The 19,356-nt window shown below is 38.9% G+C and carries 13 protein-coding genes and 1 rRNA gene; 5 read left to right on the forward strand and 9 right to left on the reverse strand.

Annotated elements, in window-relative coordinates; all coding sequences use genetic code 11:
- Positions 1-226 precede the first annotated feature (226 nt).
- Positions 227-1,776 (reverse strand): 16S ribosomal RNA (locus tag BK580_RS18390).
- Positions 1,777-2,181: 405 nt separating this feature from the next.
- Positions 2,182-3,054 (reverse strand): nucleotidyltransferase-like protein, encoded by an 873-nt coding sequence (locus tag BK580_RS18395; RefSeq protein ID WP_078381736.1) that lies wholly within the window; start codon positions 3,052-3,054, stop codon positions 2,182-2,184.
- Positions 3,055-3,253: 199 nt separating this feature from the next.
- On the opposite strand from BK580_RS18395, the gene BK580_RS18400 reads away from it, so the two are divergent.
- Positions 3,254-3,607 (forward strand): YgzB family protein, encoded by a 354-nt coding sequence (locus BK580_RS18400; RefSeq protein WP_078381737.1) that lies wholly within the window; start codon positions 3,254-3,256, stop codon positions 3,605-3,607.
- A gap of 36 nt (positions 3,608-3,643) precedes the next feature.
- Here BK580_RS18400 and perR read toward each other — a convergent pair whose 3' ends face one another.
- From perR to BK580_RS18430, 6 genes are all read right to left on the reverse strand, one after another.
- Positions 3,644-4,078 (reverse strand): peroxide-responsive transcriptional repressor PerR, encoded by a 435-nt coding sequence (perR, locus tag BK580_RS18405; protein ID WP_169865117.1) that lies wholly within the window; start codon positions 4,076-4,078, stop codon positions 3,644-3,646.
- A 105-nt stretch (positions 4,079-4,183) separates the two neighbouring features.
- Positions 4,184-4,741: a cob(I)yrinic acid a,c-diamide adenosyltransferase gene (locus tag BK580_RS18410; RefSeq protein ID WP_078381739.1), complete on the reverse strand. Its 558-nt coding sequence runs from the start codon at positions 4,739-4,741 to the stop codon at positions 4,184-4,186.
- Positions 4,742-4,743: 2 nt separating this feature from the next.
- A complete protein-coding gene (locus BK580_RS18415) occupies positions 4,744-5,700 on the reverse strand; it encodes a D-2-hydroxyacid dehydrogenase (RefSeq protein ID WP_078381740.1) in 957 nt (318 codons plus the stop codon).
- A 134-nt stretch (positions 5,701-5,834) separates the two neighbouring features.
- Positions 5,835-7,382: an AbgT family transporter gene (locus BK580_RS18420; protein ID WP_078381741.1), complete on the reverse strand. Its 1,548-nt coding sequence runs from the start codon at positions 7,380-7,382 to the stop codon at positions 5,835-5,837.
- Positions 7,383-7,817: 435 nt separating this feature from the next.
- Positions 7,818-8,288: a thioredoxin-dependent thiol peroxidase gene (bcp, locus tag BK580_RS18425; RefSeq protein ID WP_078381742.1), complete on the reverse strand. Its 471-nt coding sequence runs from the start codon at positions 8,286-8,288 to the stop codon at positions 7,818-7,820.
- 117 nt (positions 8,289-8,405) lie between these two features.
- Positions 8,406-8,828 (reverse strand): potassium channel family protein, encoded by a 423-nt coding sequence (locus BK580_RS18430; protein ID WP_169865119.1) that lies wholly within the window; start codon positions 8,826-8,828, stop codon positions 8,406-8,408.
- A 245-nt stretch (positions 8,829-9,073) separates the two neighbouring features.
- Between BK580_RS18430 and BK580_RS18435 the strand changes: the two genes are divergently transcribed.
- The 4 genes from BK580_RS18435 to BK580_RS18450 all read left to right on the forward strand — a co-directional run bounded on the left by BK580_RS18435 (position 9,074) and on the right by BK580_RS18450 (position 17,270).
- Complete coding sequence (locus tag BK580_RS18435; RefSeq protein ID WP_078381744.1) at positions 9,074-10,369, forward strand: glutamate-1-semialdehyde 2,1-aminomutase; 1,296 nt, start codon at positions 9,074-9,076, stop codon at positions 10,367-10,369.
- A 324-nt stretch (positions 10,370-10,693) separates the two neighbouring features.
- Complete coding sequence (locus BK580_RS18440; protein ID WP_078381745.1) at positions 10,694-15,163, forward strand: glutamate synthase-related protein; 4,470 nt, start codon at positions 10,694-10,696, stop codon at positions 15,161-15,163.
- Positions 15,164-15,304: 141 nt separating this feature from the next.
- Complete coding sequence (locus BK580_RS18445; RefSeq protein WP_078381746.1) at positions 15,305-15,808, forward strand: CBO0543 family protein; 504 nt, start codon at positions 15,305-15,307, stop codon at positions 15,806-15,808.
- Between the two features lie 364 nt (positions 15,809-16,172).
- The gene (locus BK580_RS18450) at positions 16,173-17,270 is read left to right on the forward strand and encodes an aromatic acid exporter family protein (protein ID WP_078381747.1); all 1,098 of its coding nucleotides are present in this window, start codon (positions 16,173-16,175) and stop codon (positions 17,268-17,270) included.
- A 197-nt stretch (positions 17,271-17,467) separates the two neighbouring features.
- Here the strand turns inward: BK580_RS18450 and BK580_RS18455 are convergent, their stop codons facing one another.
- Positions 17,468-19,213: an ABC transporter ATP-binding protein gene (locus BK580_RS18455; RefSeq protein WP_078381748.1), complete on the reverse strand. Its 1,746-nt coding sequence runs from the start codon at positions 19,211-19,213 to the stop codon at positions 17,468-17,470.
- Positions 19,214-19,356: the final 143 nt, after the last annotated feature.

Below are 19,356 nucleotides of genomic sequence, written 5' to 3' on the forward strand. Positions count from 1 at the left end.
CTTAATTGTCGTGTTTTTCGATAACAGCGATGTTATCTAAAAGAAAATTACTAAGATGAACGATACTTGTGAATGTATCTTGATATTACTTACGTTATCTAGTTTTCAAAGAACATACATAGCGACTGATTTCCATCATATTAAGGAGGAATTTCAGTGCGTATATAATCATTTGAGAGAATGCTCTCTCAAAACTAAACAAAACAAACAGCGTCTTTTTCCTTAGAAAGGAGGTGATCCAGCCGCACCTTCCGATACGGCTACCTTGTTACGACTTCACCCCAATCATCTGTCCCACCTTAGGCGGCTGGCTCCAAAAGGTTACCCCACCGACTTCGGGTGTTACAAACTCTCGTGGTGTGACGGGCGGTGTGTACAAGGCCCGGGAACGTATTCACCGCGGCATGCTGATCCGCGATTACTAGCGATTCCGGCTTCATGCAGGCGAGTTGCAGCCTGCAATCCGAACTGAGAACGGTTTTCTGGGATTGGCTCGACCTCGCGGTTTTGCTGCCCTTTGTACCGTCCATTGTAGCACGTGTGTAGCCCAGGTCATAAGGGGCATGATGATTTGACGTCATCCCCACCTTCCTCCGGTTTGTCACCGGCAGTCACCTTAGAGTGCCCAACTGAATGCTGGCAACTAAGATCAAGGGTTGCGCTCGTTGCGGGACTTAACCCAACATCTCACGACACGAGCTGACGACAACCATGCACCACCTGTCACTCTGTCCCCCGAAGGGGAACGCCCTATCTCTAGGGTTGGCAGAGGATGTCAAGACCTGGTAAGGTTCTTCGCGTTGCTTCGAATTAAACCACATGCTCCACCGCTTGTGCGGGCCCCCGTCAATTCCTTTGAGTTTCAGTCTTGCGACCGTACTCCCCAGGCGGAGTGCTTAATGCGTTAGCTGCAGCACTAAAGGGCGGAAACCCTCTAACACTTAGCACTCATCGTTTACGGCGTGGACTACCAGGGTATCTAATCCTGTTTGCTCCCCACGCTTTCGCGCCTCAGTGTCAGTTACAGACCAGAAAGTCGCCTTCGCCACTGGTGTTCCTCCAAATCTCTACGCATTTCACCGCTACACTTGGAATTCCACTTTCCTCTTCTGCACTCAAGTTCCCCAGTTTCCAATGACCCTCCACGGTTGAGCCGTGGGCTTTCACATCAGACTTAAGAAACCACCTGCGCGCGCTTTACGCCCAATAATTCCGGACAACGCTTGCCACCTACGTATTACCGCGGCTGCTGGCACGTAGTTAGCCGTGGCTTTCTGGTTAGGTACCGTCAAGGTGCGAGCAGTTACTCTCGCACTTGTTCTTCCCTAACAACAGAGCTTTACGACCCGAAGGCCTTCATCACTCACGCGGCGTTGCTCCATCAGACTTTCGTCCATTGTGGAAGATTCCCTACTGCTGCCTCCCGTAGGAGTCTGGGCCGTGTCTCAGTCCCAGTGTGGCCGATCACCCTCTCAGGTCGGCTACGCATCGTTGCCTTGGTGAGCCGTTACCTCACCAACTAGCTAATGCGCCGCGGGCCCATCCATAAGCGATAGCCGAAACCATCTTTCAATAAAGAACCAGGAGGTTCTTTATATTATCCGGTATTAGCTCCGGTTTCCCGAAGTTATCCCAGTCTTAAGGGCAGGTTGCCCACGTGTTACTCACCCGTCCGCCGCTAACTTACAAAAGCAAGCTTTTGTAAGTCCGCTCGACTTGCATGTATTAGGCACGCCGCCAGCGTTCGTCCTGAGCCAGGATCAAACTCTCCAATAAAGAGTTTGAGCATTTGCTCAAAATTTGACTAGCTTGTGTTGCTTTTTCGTTCTTTGTTAATCACAATAGATTAACGTGGACGCTGTTGTTTTGTTTAGTTTTCAAAGATCATTTCAATCAGCCAATCGCTCAGAAGCGACTTTATTAATATAACATGTTTCAGTGTTTTAAGTCAACATGTTTTTTTATTTTTTGTTTCTTGTTTGTCTCGCAATTTGTTTCTTACTGCGGCGACGAATAATAATATACCATGATTGAATCAGTTACGTCAACACTACTTTTAAACTTTTTTAAAATAATTTAATACTTACTTATCCTCTCTACCCAATCCGGGAATAACCTTCTCTAATTATAGCGAAAACTTAGAGAGTTATTCCCTTTATGAGTTTGATAAAAAGGAGTTGTTTATTCTTTTACAACGCTATACTTCCTATGAAAAACTCCCTTACCTTTTGTTTCCACTTGTAGAACGTCAATATATCCTTTTTCAACTAAATAACCTACTAGCACACTAAGGTCTACCGAGTATTTAGATAACTGAGCATGATGAAGCATTTCATGGTAAGACCAGGACTCTTCTTTTTCACTCATTACCTCCAACAGATGTTTCGCCCCTGTTTTAGTTCGCGAGTAAATCAAAAACTCACTAGCCAAGAAAAGAAGCTCTAGTCTCTTATCAATTGGTTCATCTCCTTCTATTAACTCTTCATAAAGTTTATAGATTTCTGGCTCGATTTTTTTCACTTGATTCCAAACGGTCAATTCTGGGTGGAATCCGTGATCGATTACCGCTAATCTTGCTAAGTGATGTAAAGAGTGAACAATATGATTGTAGGCGTCTAGATAATGTTTAGAATCAAAAAAGTCTTTTCCTTCTAAGTATCTTCTTATTAGTTTTGAGAATTCAATTCCGATTTTTAGTTTCCTATCTTCTAAAGGAAAGTCTAAAAGTTTGTCTTTTAGATTATAGATATATTCATTACGATCAAATAAAACCTTTCCGTTAATAATCCAATCAATTACTCTCCTGTTGGTTCCAAGGGTAATCCATTCCTCTACTTTTTCTTCACTTGCGATGTAAAGTGCCGCCTTTTTATCTTGCATCTCATAATGTTTAATAAAAAGTGACTCTTCAAGTTCCCGGACCACCATAAATAAAATCACATCAAACTTATCTGTGTTTGGGCTGATAGGATTTCTTTTTTCTATCATTAAGATACCCTGTGTATTAGATTGACTTGCACGTTCTTGATATATCGGACGAAGTAAATCTTCCATCATTAAGACCTCCATATTAAAAGAGTTTCCCCCTACTATTCGACACTTTTTATAAAAAACCTTCTATCGCATTGTAATCCAGAACATTCCGTCAACTAATGGTATAAATGCTTCAATTTCTATAATGTTTTATAGAAGGTTTTACTACCTACTTTTTATCATGATTTGTGATATTATAGTGATTTAGGAGGTTTGAATTATGGCAGGTAAATATTCGAGTAAGATTAATAAAATACGTACCTTTGCACTGAGCCTTGTTTTTATCGGCTTTTTTGTCATGTATATAGGTATCTTCTTTCAAAGTAGTATGATTGTAATGACCTTGTTCATGCTATTAGGGTTATTGTGTATCGTAGGTTCTACTGTGGTATATTTCTGGATTGGAATGCTTTCGACAAAAGCTATACAAGTAGTTTGTCCAAATTGCGAGAAGGTTACTAAAGTGCTTGGTCGTGTAGATATGTGTATGTATTGCAATGAGCCTTTAACCATGGATCCTAATTTAGAAGGTAAAGAGTTTAACGAAAACTATAATCGCAAAAAAGAAAGCTGATAGGGAGCCCTATCAGCTTTCTTTTTTTAAATACTTTTAATGAGCACCTTTATTACACTCAGGGCAGACTCCGTAAATCTCCATACGGTGACGTGTTACTTTAAATCCCGTTACATGCGCTGCAAGAGCTTCTACTTCATCTAATCCAGGATAATGAAAGTCAACAATTTTGCCACACTCATCACATATTAAATGATAATGATCTGTTGTTACATAATCGAAACGACTAGAGTTATCTCCGTACGTTAGTTCTTTTACTAAACCAACCTCACGAAACACGCGTAAATTGTTATAAACAGTAGCAACACTCATATTAGGGAATTTCCCTTCAAGCGCTTTATATATATCATCAGCTGTTGGGTGAGACATAGATTGAATAAGATACTCTAAAATCGCATGACGCTGTGGAGTGATACGAACTCCAGTTTGCTTCAGTGTTTCGAGCGCTTCTTTTAATTGTTCGGTTGCCACAGTCATGCACCTCTCTTTTCATAAAGATTATTACTTTATAATATTTATAAATAGTGTACCTTGAATTTTATCTTTTTGTCAATCTTGATCTTTATAATATAGATATTAAGAAACCTCTGGATTTAGTATAGGTTCTTCCTGTTTTAATTGCGCATTTACGTATCTAGCAACGACAAATAAATAATCAGAGAGACGGTTAAGATAGGCGAGTACGTTTTGTGAAAGTTCTTCACTTAAGCTGACCGCTGATCGCTCAGCTCTTCTTACAATTGTTCGTGCACAATGCAGAGCGGCTCCAGCTTGTGATCCGCCAGGTAAAACAAAGTTCTTCAGAGGTGGGAGTTTAGCATCAAGCATATCCATTTCCTCTTCAAGGTTAACTATATGTTTTTCTGTTAACTTCCATTTCACTTCTTTTCCAGGTGGCGTTGCAAGTTCCGCACCAACATGAAAGAGGACAGTTTGAATGGAATGGAAGGATTGTAACAACTCATCTTTTTTTACAAAATCCTCATCTTTTAAATAAGATAGCGCTAAGCCGATCATCGAGTTTGCTTCATCACATGTGCCATACGCTTCTACACGCGCGTGGTTTTTATCGACTCGTTGTCCATATACTAATGATGTTTGTCCTTTGTCTCCTGTTTTCGTATAAATCTTCATATTTAGTATCCCCTCTCAACATTAATTATGTTTTGAAATTCGTTTTCCTTTTCCAAATAAACGTGTAAATTATGTTTGAATATTTTTAGCGCACGAGGCTGATAGTATTTCGTTCTACTTGATAAATGTGGTGTAACCGTTACGTTCGGCATTTTCCAGAAAACATGTCTGTCCTGCAATGGTTCTTGTTCGAAAACATCCAATACTACATGGGCAATTTCTCCATTCTCTAATGCATGGATTAACGTCGTTTCATCCACAACGTCTCCCCGGCCGACATTCAAAAAGACAGCACTCTTCTTCATTAAAGAGAAATGCTTTGCCTGTAAAATATGTTTTGTTTCGGATGTACTAGGCAGAACGTTTACGATAAAATCCGCTTTTGGCAGTACAATATCTAAATCATTCATGGAGTAAATTTCGTCAACAAAGGTAACTTTTCCTCCATTTCGATTTACTCCAAGCGTTTTCATTTGAAAGGCTTTTGCTAACCGGGCAATTTCTCCTCCAATGGAACCTGCACCTATAATTGCAATTGCTTGCCCATGTAGTTCAGCAATCGGTACGGCGCGGTTCCATGTCCCTGCCTTTTCGTTCTCAATAAGTATTTTCGTATTACGAGCAACCTGTAGCATCATGGAAATGGTATACTCTGCCATCGGAATTTTATGAATGCCTTTTGCGTTTGTCACTAAAATGTTTCGTTGCTTAATTGCGGATAACGGCATTAGTTCCATTCCTGCTGAGGTAACCATAATCCACTTTAAGTGTAATGCTGATTCGATATGAGCAGCTGTTAAGTCTTCTCCATAAGTTACGATAATTTCCGCTTCGGACCATTCCTCTTCAGGAACAAGATCTATTTTTTCATAAAAAGAAAACGTAATCGTCGGAAAGGTATTCTCTAAGTCTTCTATTAATTCCTTTTCTGTTGGTACAAAAGTTGAAACGACTTGCATGTCTTCCGCCTCCGTTATGTAACAAGTTCTTTTACTTAATCTAATCAAAAAAACACCTGCTTGTCCAAAGACAAACAGGTGTTTTTTTAATTAGTGTAAAAAAGGTTGTCAGAACCTTAGAGACATTTCATTTTTTAACCCATATATTCTATTGGTGCATTTGGCCCTAATGGTTGACCTGTTAACATCCAGATAATTAACATAGCAACCCAAACAATTGTGAAGAAGATGGAATATGGAATCATTGTAGATATTAAGGTTCCAATCCCAACCTTCTTATCGTATTTCTGAGCGAAAGCGATAACGATAGCAAAGTAAGGCATTAACGGTGAAATAATATTGGTCGTGGAATCAGCGATACGATAGGCTAACTGAGTAAGTTCAGGAGAATAACCTAGTCCCATCATCATCGGTACAAATACAGGTGCCATGATTGCCCATTTTGCAGACGCACTACCAATGAATAAGTTAATAAATCCCGTAACAATAATAAATGCAAGAATTAATAAAATCCCCATCATTCTATTATCGCTATCAAATCCAAGGTTTTGAATAAGCTCTGCACCATTAACTGCTAACACGATACCTAACTTTGTTTCATTAAAATATGCAACAAATTGCCCAGCTACAAAGGCAAGTACAATGTAAGCACCCATCGTTGCCATTGTATCTGACATTTGATTTGCAACGTCTTTGTCATTTTTAATGGATTTCGTAATAATTCCATAAACAATACCAGGAATGAAGAACATGATTAAAATAACAGGCACTAGTGTATGGAAAAATGGCGCTTCAAGAATGTCACCATCTCCGCGTAGTGGCCCCCAAGACGGAACGACTAATAAAGCTACTAAAGCAATAGTTGCAATAAAAGAAAATAATGCAGCCCATAAACCTTTTTTCTCTTCAGGTTTAAGGTAATCTACATCACCTTTGTATGCTCCTTTATATTCCCCAAGACGTGGTTCTACAATTTTCTCGGTAACGAATGTACCTACAATTGTTAAAACGAATACAGACGCAAACATAAAGTAATAGTTCATCATATAGTTCATACCAGCTGCATATTCAGGATTTACCGAAGCAGCCGCTTCTTGTGTTAAAGAACCTAATAATGGATCTAAAGAGGTTAATAAGAGATTTGCACTAAAACCAGCAGAGACTCCTGCAAACGCAGCAGCTAAACCGGCTAAAGGATGACGTCCTAATCCCGCAAATAATACTGCTCCTAAAGGAGTTAATACAACATATCCTGCATCTGCAGCCATAGAAGACATAATACCACCAAAAACAAGCGCAGCTGTCATTAACTGCCTTGGTACAGATGTTACAAGTCCACGTAGCCCTGCGCTAATAAGACCTGACCTCTCGGCTAATCCGATACCGAGCATTGTAACAAGGACAGTTCCAAGTGGAGCAAATCCCGTAAAGTTACTAACTGCACTTTGAAAGATATATGCTATTCCTTCAGAGCTTAGTAAGTTCTTTACCTGAAGAACCTCCCCCTCATTAATAGGATCATCTACTTGAACACCGAGGCTAGAAAACACACCTGATACCACAATTATTAGTAATGAAAAAATAGCGAATAACGTTACTGGGTGTGGAAGTTTATTTCCAACACGTTCAATAAAATCTAATGAACGCATAACAAAGCCACGTCTCTTAGTTGTTTTTTCCATTGTGTCATACTCCTTTCAATCTATTAAATTTTCAAAAAAACTGGGTAAAAACCAGATTTCAGTATAATAAATATCAAAGGAAGATGGAAGTGTTCTAGGAAAACACGAAAAATAATCAATATTATAAATTATCAACCTCTTACATAGAACTACCAATACACAGCTCCGTACATTCATTTTCATGAAAAAGTTAAGCTTACCTGCCTTATGACCTCAGAAATGCTAGGCGCTGGAGCTGGACGTCACTACCCTTACTAACTACACCATCCACCGTGCGTTTTCTTACCCATACAAAAAAGGAGCGTAAGCACCGTATGATGCTCACACTCTCTATACACGTCAACTTTTGAGGAGGTATGCCCTACACTATAAAGTACTCATAGGAGCCTTATTTGGAATTAGACGTTTGCCTTATTTATTGAAAAATAGGCTTGGTCAGTTTAGGTTTTCTTTAATGTATTGAAGGGCTTCTTCCACATGACCTTTTACTTTCACTTTTCTCCACTCTTTTGCGATTTGTCCCTCTTTGTCAATGATAAATGTGGAGCGTTCAATTCCCATGTATTCTTTCCCAAAGTTTTTTTTCAACTTCCAAACCTCATACAATTCTGCTACTGCGTGATCTTCATCCACTAGCAATAAAAAAGGGAGACCGTGTTTTTCGATGAATTTTTCATGCTTGGCTTGTGGATCTGGACTCACTCCAAGAATGACCGTATTCAAGTTAGAAAAATCCTCATGTTTATCCCGAAAATCACATGCTTGCGTTGTACACCCTGGTGTCATGTCTTTTGGATAAAAATAGAGCACAACATTTTTTCCTTTATAATCAGATAGCTTTACCGTTTCTCCCGAGTTAGCTAGAAGAGAAAAGTCAGGAGCTTGTTTTCCTAATTCAATCGTCATTACTATTCATCCTCCTTCAATTAATAACTTGTTCTCTTAGCCTATCGAATTAATCCAGCTTTTTCAACTTATCTGATACAGAACAGAGCATTTACATTCTTCCTTACATAGAAGTACTTACTTTTTCTTCGTATCTCTACTATCCATGTGGAGGACTACTCTAACTACAAAAGCTGCGGGCATTACAAAACCAATTAGAGCTTCTGTCATAGCAATGACTCGCCCTATCCCAATTGGGGTAATATCTCCGTATCCTACAGTTAAGATAGTAATTGCACTAAAATAAACCGAATGGGTAAATACAGAAAAGTAGCCCCCCGATATCTCTTCTCCATTTTCCACTAAAACTGGTATGCCTTCGATATGAAATACCGTATATAATAGGCCAAATGCAATTAATAAGGTCAAATAAATGAGTAGTAACAGGATAAGTGTTTCTTTTGAAACATATGGCATGCTCCGACTTTCAGATGCAAACACATGCGAAAAGCTTATAAATATAGCAAGTATAATAAAAAATATAAAAATTAAATAAAGCATCCTACTCCCCCAATTTGCGGACATGCTATTAATACAATATACGCTCGTGTTATGTAGGTATGCTTTTATTTTACATGCTTCCTCTCTATAAAATTTTTGCAACATCACTATGTAATATAGATACTATCCTTCTATTTTTAAATGAGGTCATAGTGATCATGGTTTTATCGCGGCTTCTATTCGTGATAAAATAACTTATCATGCACCAAGATCCATATATATAGAAGAAACCTAGGAGGATACATATGAATTTCACTAAATCTGAACAAATACATCAAGAGGCTCTTGAACATATAGTTGGCGGGGTAAATAGCCCATCTCGATCCTATAAAGCAGTAGGAGGCGGTTCGCCAGTAGTAATGGAACGTGGAGAAGGAGCATACTTCTGGGATGTAGATGGCAATAAGTATATTGATTATTTAGCTGCATATGGCCCAATTATTACTGGACATGCGCATCCTCATATTACAAAAGCTATCGAGCATGCTGCAAAAAACGGAGTACTCTTTGGTACGCCTACCCCACATGAAGTGAAATTTGCCAAAATGCTTAAAGAAGCGATGCCTGCTATGGAGAAAGTTCGTTTCGTAAATTCCGGGACAGAAGCGGTGATGACGACCATTCGTGTTGCTCGTGCTTATACTGGTCGTGACAAAATCATTAAATTTGCTGGTTGCTACCATGGACATTCTGACTTAGTGCTAGTGGCCGCAGGATCTGGCCCTTCTACCCTAGGAATACCTGATTCTGCTGGAGTACCAAAAAGTATTGCCAACGAAGTGATTACGGTTCCATTTAATGATATTGAACCATATAAAGAAGCTCTAAAAAAATGGGGAGATCAAATCGCAGCAGTTCTAGTAGAACCAATCGTCGGTAATTTCGGGATTGTAGAGCCTAAGCCTGGATTCTTACAGCAGGTAAATGATCTTACTCATGAAGCTGGAGCGCTTGTTATCTATGATGAAGTCATTACAGCATTTCGTTTCATGTATGGGGGAGCACAGGATATGCTAGGCGTGAAGCCGGACTTAACGGCCCTTGGAAAGATTATTGGTGGAGGATTACCGATAGGTGCGTATGGCGGACGTAAAGATATTATGGAAAAAGTGGCTCCACTTGGACCTGCTTATCAAGCAGGAACGATGGCTGGAAATCCGGCATCTATTCTTTCTGGTATTGCTTGCTTAGAGGTTCTACAACATGAAGGAGTATATGAGCATCTAGATTATTTAGGTAGCCTACTAGAAGAGGGCATTTTAGCACGAGCAAAAAAATATGGGATTACCATCACGATTAATCGTTTAAAAGGTGCTCTTACTATCTATTTTACGGACGAAAAGGTTGTTAACTATGAGCAGGCCGAAAATACAGATGGAGAGAAATTCGCTAAATTCTTTAAGCTGATGTTACATCAAGGAATTAACTTGGCACCTTCTAAGTATGAAGCGTGGTTTGTCACAACTGCTCATACGAAAGAAGACGTTTCTATTACTTTAGGGGCTGTTGAGCACGCATTTAAAGAATTAAATAATGCATAATTATACAAAGCGAAGTGTATTTGTTCACTTCGCTTTTATATGAAATTTATTGAAAACGCTTACAGACAACCACTTTCCCTCACCCACAGTTTTTCTTCATTTCAGTTACTCTGTATAAAAAATTGATTTTATCTTAGTAAAGTGTTAATATACAGATTAAAGTCTGAAAATTCCTTTTAAACACAAATATAAAACCATTCGGAATATTAGACGACCGCAACCTATAAAGCACGATGAAAGTGCTCCCGCATTTCTACTAAAACTACAGGAGGTGAATGGCTAGTTAGGGTCCCCTCTTATATCCCTAGTTTAAAGCCAATCGATATGACAAATTGGAGTCCAAGTACATTCAAAGATTTTCACAATGCTGAGCATGATGCTTGTGGAATCGTATCCGCTATTGAAAAGAAAAAAATCCCTACGAAGAAAAATATTGATGATTGCATAGATGCACTAGTAAAAATGAATCACCGCGCAGGTTTTATTAACGGGGAAGGTGATGGTGTAGGCATTCACATTGATATCCCACGTGATTTATGGAAACAAAAGTTAGAAGCAATTGGGGAAGACCCTTCAATTGTTGACAGAGAAGATTTTATTGTCGGTCATTTTTTCATTAACCATCATGTCGATGTTCCAGCAGTAAAAGAAGAGATTACGAGTCTACTTGAAAAAGAGTCTATTAAACTTATTTTTTCTTCTGATACTGTTACCTCTTCTGAAGCTTTAGGCCCGATTGCTATTATTCAAGATCCTGTTTTTTGGCAAATTGCTGCTATTTCAGAAAAACAAGCCTGTACACAAGCACAACTTTTTCAGTGTGCAATTGATATTGAGAAAAATGATGATGTCCATGTGGCTTCCTTATCAAATTACCATGCCGTATACAAAGTAATGGGTGCTGGGGATATTTTGCCGAAATTTTATCATGATCTAGCTAACCCACTTGTTGCGTCTACTATGACATTAGGCCATAACCGTTATTCTACCAATACACTTTCAAACTTCTTTCGTGTGCAACCATTTAGTGTACTTGGTCATAATGGGGAAATAAATACAATTGCAAAACTTCGTGACGAAGCGACAATGCTAAATGTACCACTTACAAAAGGTGGCAGTGATTCACAAGACTTAAATAGAACAATTGAAACACTAATTGCACGTGAAGGCTTCACTTTATTTGAAGCACTAGATATTGTATTTCCACCAATTGTAAATGAAATTAAAAGTTATCCATCCCATTTACAGGATTTATATGCTTACATTCGTGAAACTTGGGGACATTTTGCCCAAGGCCCAGCAGGGATTATCTCCCGCTACAAGGATGAAGCAGTATTTAGTTTAGATGCATTAGGTTTACGTCCACTTTGGATGTTGGAAACCGAGTCATCGTTTTATTTTTCATCTGAGCCTGGAATTATTCCTACAAGTGAGTATATGGCAGAGCCTAAACCTTTCTCTCCTGGTGAAAAGGTCGGGATGAAGTGGCAAGGTGAGGATATTCAAGTGTTTGACTACCATGCTTATCAAGAGGAAGTTTACAACCGTTTTGGCAAAAAATTCGCAATCGAAGCTTTTGCCAATCGCTTAAACATTCCTCAATTGGAATCATTCGTATCTGCTTCTCCACTACCGAAAGTCCATAACGGGCAGTATGCTGCATTTGGCTGGGACCGTGAGCATATTCAGCTGGTCGAACAAATGGCAGAAAAAGGGGCAGAGCCAATTCGTTCTCTCGGCCACGATGTTCCATTGGCAGCAATGAATCCTGGTAGAAACAATATAGCAGATTTCATTAAAGAAAGTGTGGCAGTTGTTACAAACCCTGCCATTGATCGTGATCGCGAAACAGAACACTTCTCTACTAGAACTGTTCTTGGAGCAAGACCTGCTATACGATGTACAGAGTCTGTAACTAGTGATTACACACTAGAATTACTTTCCCCTTTATTAATAGAAGGACAGATTGGTGCTGATTGTTCGGGAGTTCTGGAACAGCCTTCTTATGATCAGATTGTGCATCAGTTCCAAACTAGAAAATTAACCTACTATATTAATGCCACTTTTCTAGAACAAGAGGATATTGCTACAGCTCTAGATAGGTTAAAAGTAGAAGCCGTTGATGCTGTCAAGGATGGTAAAACACTTCTTATCATAGATGATGCACAGGCCCATAAGGACGGCCAACTTTGGTTAGATCCACATCTTGTAACAGCTGTAATTAATGAGGAACTAGTAAAACAACAATACCGTCGTCAATGTGCATTACTCCTTCGTTCTGGTGCAATCCGTTCTCTACATGACGTAATGGTCGCACTTGGCCTTGGAGCAAACGCGATTAGCCCTTATCTTTTATTTGGAACAGTTAGTGATGAAACGGCTACACCTGTTAAAAACTTATTCCAGGCGCTAACAAAAGGAATGGAAAAGGTTATTTCTACAATTGGAATCCATGAGTTAAGAGGATATGGTCGTTTATTCTCAAGCATTGGATTGCACGTAGATCTAGAAAAAGCATTGGGAATCGTTAACTTCTTAGGCTCTGACCAATTAGGCTATAATTTTATTAACTTAAAAGAAGATGCCTTACAGCGAGCGAAGGATTTCGAAGACGAAAAAGCTCGTCCAGGAAAGTCGTTCCACCTCTTTCCTCGTATTTGGAAGGCTATCGGTGATGTAGCGAAGAATGGTACGTACGATGACTATCGTGAAAAACTAAACGAACAAGAAACAAATAATCCTATTACGATTAGACACTTAACCGATTTAAAGGTTTCAAATAAAAAAGTACCGAAAGAAATCGTAAATATCGGAGTGGGCGGACATAGCCTACCATTCGTGATTGCTTCCATGTCATTTGGCTCGCAGAACGAGGTTGCTTTTAGAGCATATGCAGAAGCTGCCGATAAGCTTAATATGGTTAGTTTAAACGGTGAAGGTGGAGAGATTAAGGATATGTTAGGTAAGTATCCGAAAACTCGTGGCCAACAAGTGGCATCCGGTCGTTTCGGCGTCAATGCTGAGCTCTTAAACTCATCCAACCTTTTAGAAATTAAAATTGGGCAAGGGGCAAAGCCAGGAGAAGGCGGTCACTTACCAGGATCTAAAGTAACAGCGAAAATTGCAGAAGCTCGTAATGCAACGATTGGTTCTGACTTAATCTCGCCATCTAATAACCATGATATCTATTCCATTGAAGATTTAGCACAAATGATCGCTGAATTAAAAACAGCAAACGATCAAGCAAAAGTAGCAGTTAAAGTTCCTGTTGTACCAAATATCGGTACGATTGCAGTAGGTATTGCTAAAGCTGGAGCAGACATTATTACAATAAGCGGATTTGATGGTGGTACTGGTGCGGCAAGAATTCATGCCCTACAGTATGTTGGACTTCCTGTAGAAATTGGTGTTAAAGCTGCACATAATGCATTAATTGAATCTGGCCTCCGAAATAAAGTGGAAATTTGGGCAGATGGTGGAATTAAGAGTGCACTTGATGTGATGAAGGTCATGCTTCTAGGAGCTAACCGGATCGGCTTCGGTACCCTTTCTATGGTAGCTATTGGTTGTACAACATGTCGTGGCTGTCACTTAGATACGTGTCATGTTGGGATCGCGACCCAAATAGAAACCGAAGCACAGGCAAAAGATCATGGCTTACGCCGCTTTGTTCCTCGTCAATCTGATTTAGCGGTTCAAGGATTAGTGAATTTATTCTCTGCTTTTGGTGATGAGTTAAAAGTGTTAACAGCTTCATTAGGATATGATAACTTGCAGGATATCGTTGGACGTTCTGATCTACTAGAACAAGCACGTGGATTGGAAGCATTGGATTTATCCAATCTCCTTCATACACTTGAAGTACCACAAATGGCGCAAAAAGAAGTGGCTGCAAGTATGGAAAAAGAAAAACTATTAGTTGCTGCCGGTGCAGAATATCTTGACTATCAAGAGGATCAATTGCATCAATCTAGACAATTCGACGCAATTACAGCGGAACAACGTGTATTAGGAAGCCGCGTTTCCTGTCACCGCGTTCGCGGAAGACTTGACGGCTCTTACTTACAGCTTCCTGATGTCAACTTAAGCTATACAAAGGGCTCAATTCCTGGTAACGGACTTGGTGCCTATAACTCCAGTGGTATCAATATTGTAGTTGAAGGCGGTGTCCAAGATGGCATCGGGAAAACAGCTTTTGGCGGAAGCATTTTTGTCTTCAAGTATAAAGGGAAAAACGGTACACTTTATAACGGTTCCGTCGGAAAAGGCTTCGGCTATGGTGCTCAAAAAGGTGCATTAGTTGTTCAAGGAAACGCAGATGCCAGAGCCGGTATTCGTCTATCTGGTGCGGATATGATTATCGGCGGAAAAGTAACGACTCCAATTCCAGAGAAAGAACATGGAAACCTAGGAGTGAATGCTAACATTAAAGGCTTTGCGTTTGAATATATGACAAATGGTCGCGGTCTCGTACTTGGTGATCCAGGTCCATGGATTTGTGCCGGTATGACTGGTGGCGCAGTGTATCTTCGTCATCAGCCTGAAATGGGCTTAACGAAAGAAGCACTTCAGCGCAGAATTGCAAAAGGTGCAAAAGTTAGCCTAGAATCATTAAATGCTGTCGGGAAAAAAGATGTCGTCGAACTTCTTTCTCTCTACCATGATTCTTTACTCAAGCAACAACAGGTTGAAGAAGCTAATGAAGTGAAACAAATGCTAGAAGATCCTAGCAGCTATTTCCTACAAATCAACCCTGTGAAGGAGCAAGCAGATCCAGCTGTTTCAACAGAATAACAACAAAATTTAGGACAGTGCCGAATTTGGCACTGTCCTTTCTTGTCTTACGAACAACTTATTATAATTTTCACAAGGATAAATTACCTCTTTGGTAGGGATAGTATAAATGATTAAATTAATAAGGTTGGGTGATTAAAATTGGAAAGACTAATGATTAAAGGCCTGTTCTTTTTATGTATACTTTTCTTCCCCTTAGCACTAAAAACTTCAAAGTATAAAGAGATGCTTATTGTCTTTTTTTCTAAAGGAGTGCTTTCTATCTTACTCGATACATACGTGGTTAATACGAATCGAGTAAAATATCCGATTCGACCATTCCCGAAAATTTTCAGTACAAATATTCTCTACGATCTATTGTTCTTTCCTTTATTAAGTATTCTTTGGGTTCGACATTCGTATCATGATGATACACTCTCGAAAATTGTACTTAAGAGTCTGACCTATAGTGTCCCAATGAGTATACTTCAATGGTTTATGGAAAAAAACACGAAGTTATTCGAATGGAAAAATTGGTCGATTTTTCATACGTTTGCAAGTGTTAACTTTACTTTATTTATGATCAGAGGGTTAGTTGGGTTAATAAAAAAAGTTGATAAAGATTCCTCCAACAATAGTTGCATGGCCGTTCAGTATCAAGACTAAGTTAAGGAAGTTATATTTTAGTTCTGGGCTACTCTAAAAATACGGTGACCTCTTTAAACTCCCTGTAAATTTCCGTTCCGAGTGGCAGCGATCGCGGGCGGCCTGGAGAGCCTCACTTCTTACACTTCAAATCAACAGGGGAGATATATCAAAGCTTAGTTATAAAGACAGAACTATTGAATTTCTTATAATAGTTCTGTTTTTTATTCCCCTCATTTTTATTGCAGGAAGTTTTGAAACGGTGTATAGTAGTAAATTAGTGTTTAAGCGTCACGATAAATTTTCCCGAATTTTTTACATAAAGTTTGAATAGAACAAAAGTAGGTTATATTATTCGGAAGAACAGGAAAGGAATTACATTACCATGAAACTTGGTGCCAGAATAGTTAAGACAGGAATAGCTATTACGCTAGCATTATTTGTAGCTCAATGGCTAGACTTACCCTCCCCGTTTTTTGCGGGAATTGCGGCGATCTTTGCTATCCAACCATCCATCTATAGGTCTTATCAGTCCATTATTGAACATATTCAAGCAAACTTAATTGGAGCTATTTTAGCGATCATCTTTTCTTTAATTTTTGGACATGATCCATTCATTATTGGATTAACTGCCATTTTTGTTATTGGAATTAATTTAAAGCTAAAAATAGAGAATACGATTCCCTTAGCCTTAGTTACGGTCATCGCGATCATGGAGAGTCCAGGTGAAAACTTTTTAGAGTTTTCATTAATCCGCTTTTCAACTGTGATGATTGGTATTTTATGTGCGTTTCTAGTGAATCTATTCTTTATTCCACCTAAATACGAAACGAGACTCTATTATAAAGTAAAAGTAACAACAGAGGACATTTTAAAGTGGATTAGAATCAATATGCGTCATGCATCTGAGCACAATTTACTTAAAACAGATATTGAAAATCTTCGCCAACGGTTACTGAAATTAGAGCAATTATTTATGTTATATAAGGAAGAACGCACTTATTTTCCTACTAGAAAAAGTTCCAGTACAAAAGCACGTAAGCTCGTTATATTTCGTCAGTTAATTTTAACAAGTAATCGAGCACTTCATACATTAAAAACGTTGCACCGACTAGAAAATGAGCTACACCAAATGCCGAGTGAATATCAACATTATTTAAAAGCCGAGTTAGATCACTTAGTAAACCTGCATGAACAAGTACTTTTGAAGTTTGTTGGCAAAATAAAACAACATAATACGTCGGAAATGTACGCAGAAGAACAGTTTGACAAATCACAATTTATTGATGCATTTATGATTCATAAAGCAGATTTCCTCGATTCTGAGGAAAACGCTGACGTTTGGTATCACTTATTCCCACTAGTTTCAAAAATCATTGATTATAACGAACAACTAGTACATTTAGATAAGCTAATAGATAGCTTTCAAAACTACCATAAATCAGAAAATGAATTTGACATTGAGCAACGTGAAGAAGAATAAATAATCTAAACACTTCCCTGATTCTTTGGGAAGTGTTTTTATTTTTCCTTATCTATCTATTTTTAGTGCGATAGACACTCACAAACACCTACAACGGAGATCGGCGAGGAGTCCGAACAGAGGATAACCTATCTATTTTCAAGGGAGCCAGCAAACTAAAAACCGGTCTATAGCATAGTTGCTACAGACCGGTTAACTTACACAATCTCTTGAATCGTAAATAAATGATAATAATTACCTTGCTTTTTCATTAATTCATCATGACTTCCTACTTCCACAATTTCTCCATGCTCCACTAAAACAATTCTACTTGCATGTGTAATCGTAGATAATCGGTGGGCCACAACAAAGGTTGTTCGATTGGCAGCTAAGAGTTCCAATGATTCTTGTATGAGATGCTCGCTCTCAAGGTCTAGCGCGGATGTGGCTTCATCCATCACAAGGATGGGCGGATTTTTCAAGAACACACGAGCAATGGCCACACGCTGCTTTTGACCACCTGAAAGCTTGACACCCCGCTCTCCGACTTTCGTATCATAGCCTTCTGGTAGGCTGGAAATAAACTCATGAGCATTTGCTGCTTTGGCCGCTTCGATTATTTCTTCCATGGTTGCTTCTGGTTTCCCAAGAGCAATATTTTCTCGAACGGAATCACTGAACAAAATATTATCCTGCAGTACAATTCCGATTTGTTTACGAAGGGACTGTACAGTTACATCACGAATATCTACCCCATCTAACTTAATGCTACCACTCGTTACATCAAAAAATCTTGGAAGCAAGCTAACTAAAGTTGATTTTCCCCCCCCACTCATTCCAACAAGGGCAATCGTTTCTCCCTGCTTGACTTGCAACGTAATATTTTTCAACACATACGGTTCGTTTTCTTCATATTTAAAAGAAACGTTATCAAAATAAACATCTCCACGTGCTGTTTTACTGTTTTTTGCATTCGGTTTATCCGTGATATCGTACTCTTCATCTGCAAATTCAAACACACGATCCATAGATGCAAGGGATTGCGTTAAGGTGGTGGAAGAATTAATCAAACGTCTCAATGGATTGTAGAGTCTATCGATATATGCAACAAACATAACCATCTCTCCAACTGTTAAGCCACCATTAATTACTTGGTAGCCAGCATATCCTATTACTAAGAGGGGTGCGATATCGGTTATCGTATTAACCACTGCGAATGTTTTGGCATTCCAACTTGTATGCACAAGTGCTTTTGTTAAGAAATTTTTATTTTGTTTCTGGAATTGCTCCTGTTCATAGTCCTCAATCGCCATACTTTGAATGACAGGCATCCCTTGGACTCTTTCATGTAAATGACCTTGAACTTCTGCTAATGCTTGGGAGCGCACTCGAGTTAAATGTCTTAGACGACTATAAAAATATTTGATTGAGAAACCATATAGAGGGAAAAGCATGATAGACACAAGTGTTAGTGTAAAATCCACTTGGAACATGATAACTATAACAATAAGTATCGTTGCAAGGTCTAACCAAAAATTCATTAAGCCTGTAATGACAAAATTCTTTGTTTGTTCCACATCGTGTATTACTCTTGAGATAATTTCTCCAGCTCGGTTATTGGAATAATACCTCAAGCTTAATCGTTGAATGTGGTCAAATAACTTGTCCCGCAGATCATAAAGAATTTTACTTGCTGTCCATTGAGCGAAGTATTGTCTATAATACTCAATCGGTGGTCTAACAATTAAGAAAACTGCAAAAATAGTTCCCATAATTAGAAGTAATTCATTGGTTTTTTCTGTCGCTGATCGACCATCTATAAGTAAAATATCATCCACAATATACTTCAATAATAAAGGAATTAATAAAGGCAGACCAAACTTTAACATTCCAATTGCAATGGTACCTATTATTTGCCACCGATACGGTTTGACAAATTTCATGTACCTTTTAACACTACTCAAAAATATTCCTCCCTCTAAAGAAAAGTGCCGACGCCTTTAACTCGACAATATGTAATTTTCTAAAAGCTATTAATAGTTTTTTCTTTTCCGATTGAAACATGTAGTAATTTTATATACAACACAAAAAAAGGCCTGGCAAGTAA

The sequence above is a fragment of the Sutcliffiella halmapala genome, from assembly GCF_002019665.1.
In the GTDB taxonomy this organism is placed as follows: domain Bacteria; phylum Bacillota; class Bacilli; order Bacillales; family Bacillaceae_I; genus Sutcliffiella_A; species Sutcliffiella_A halmapala.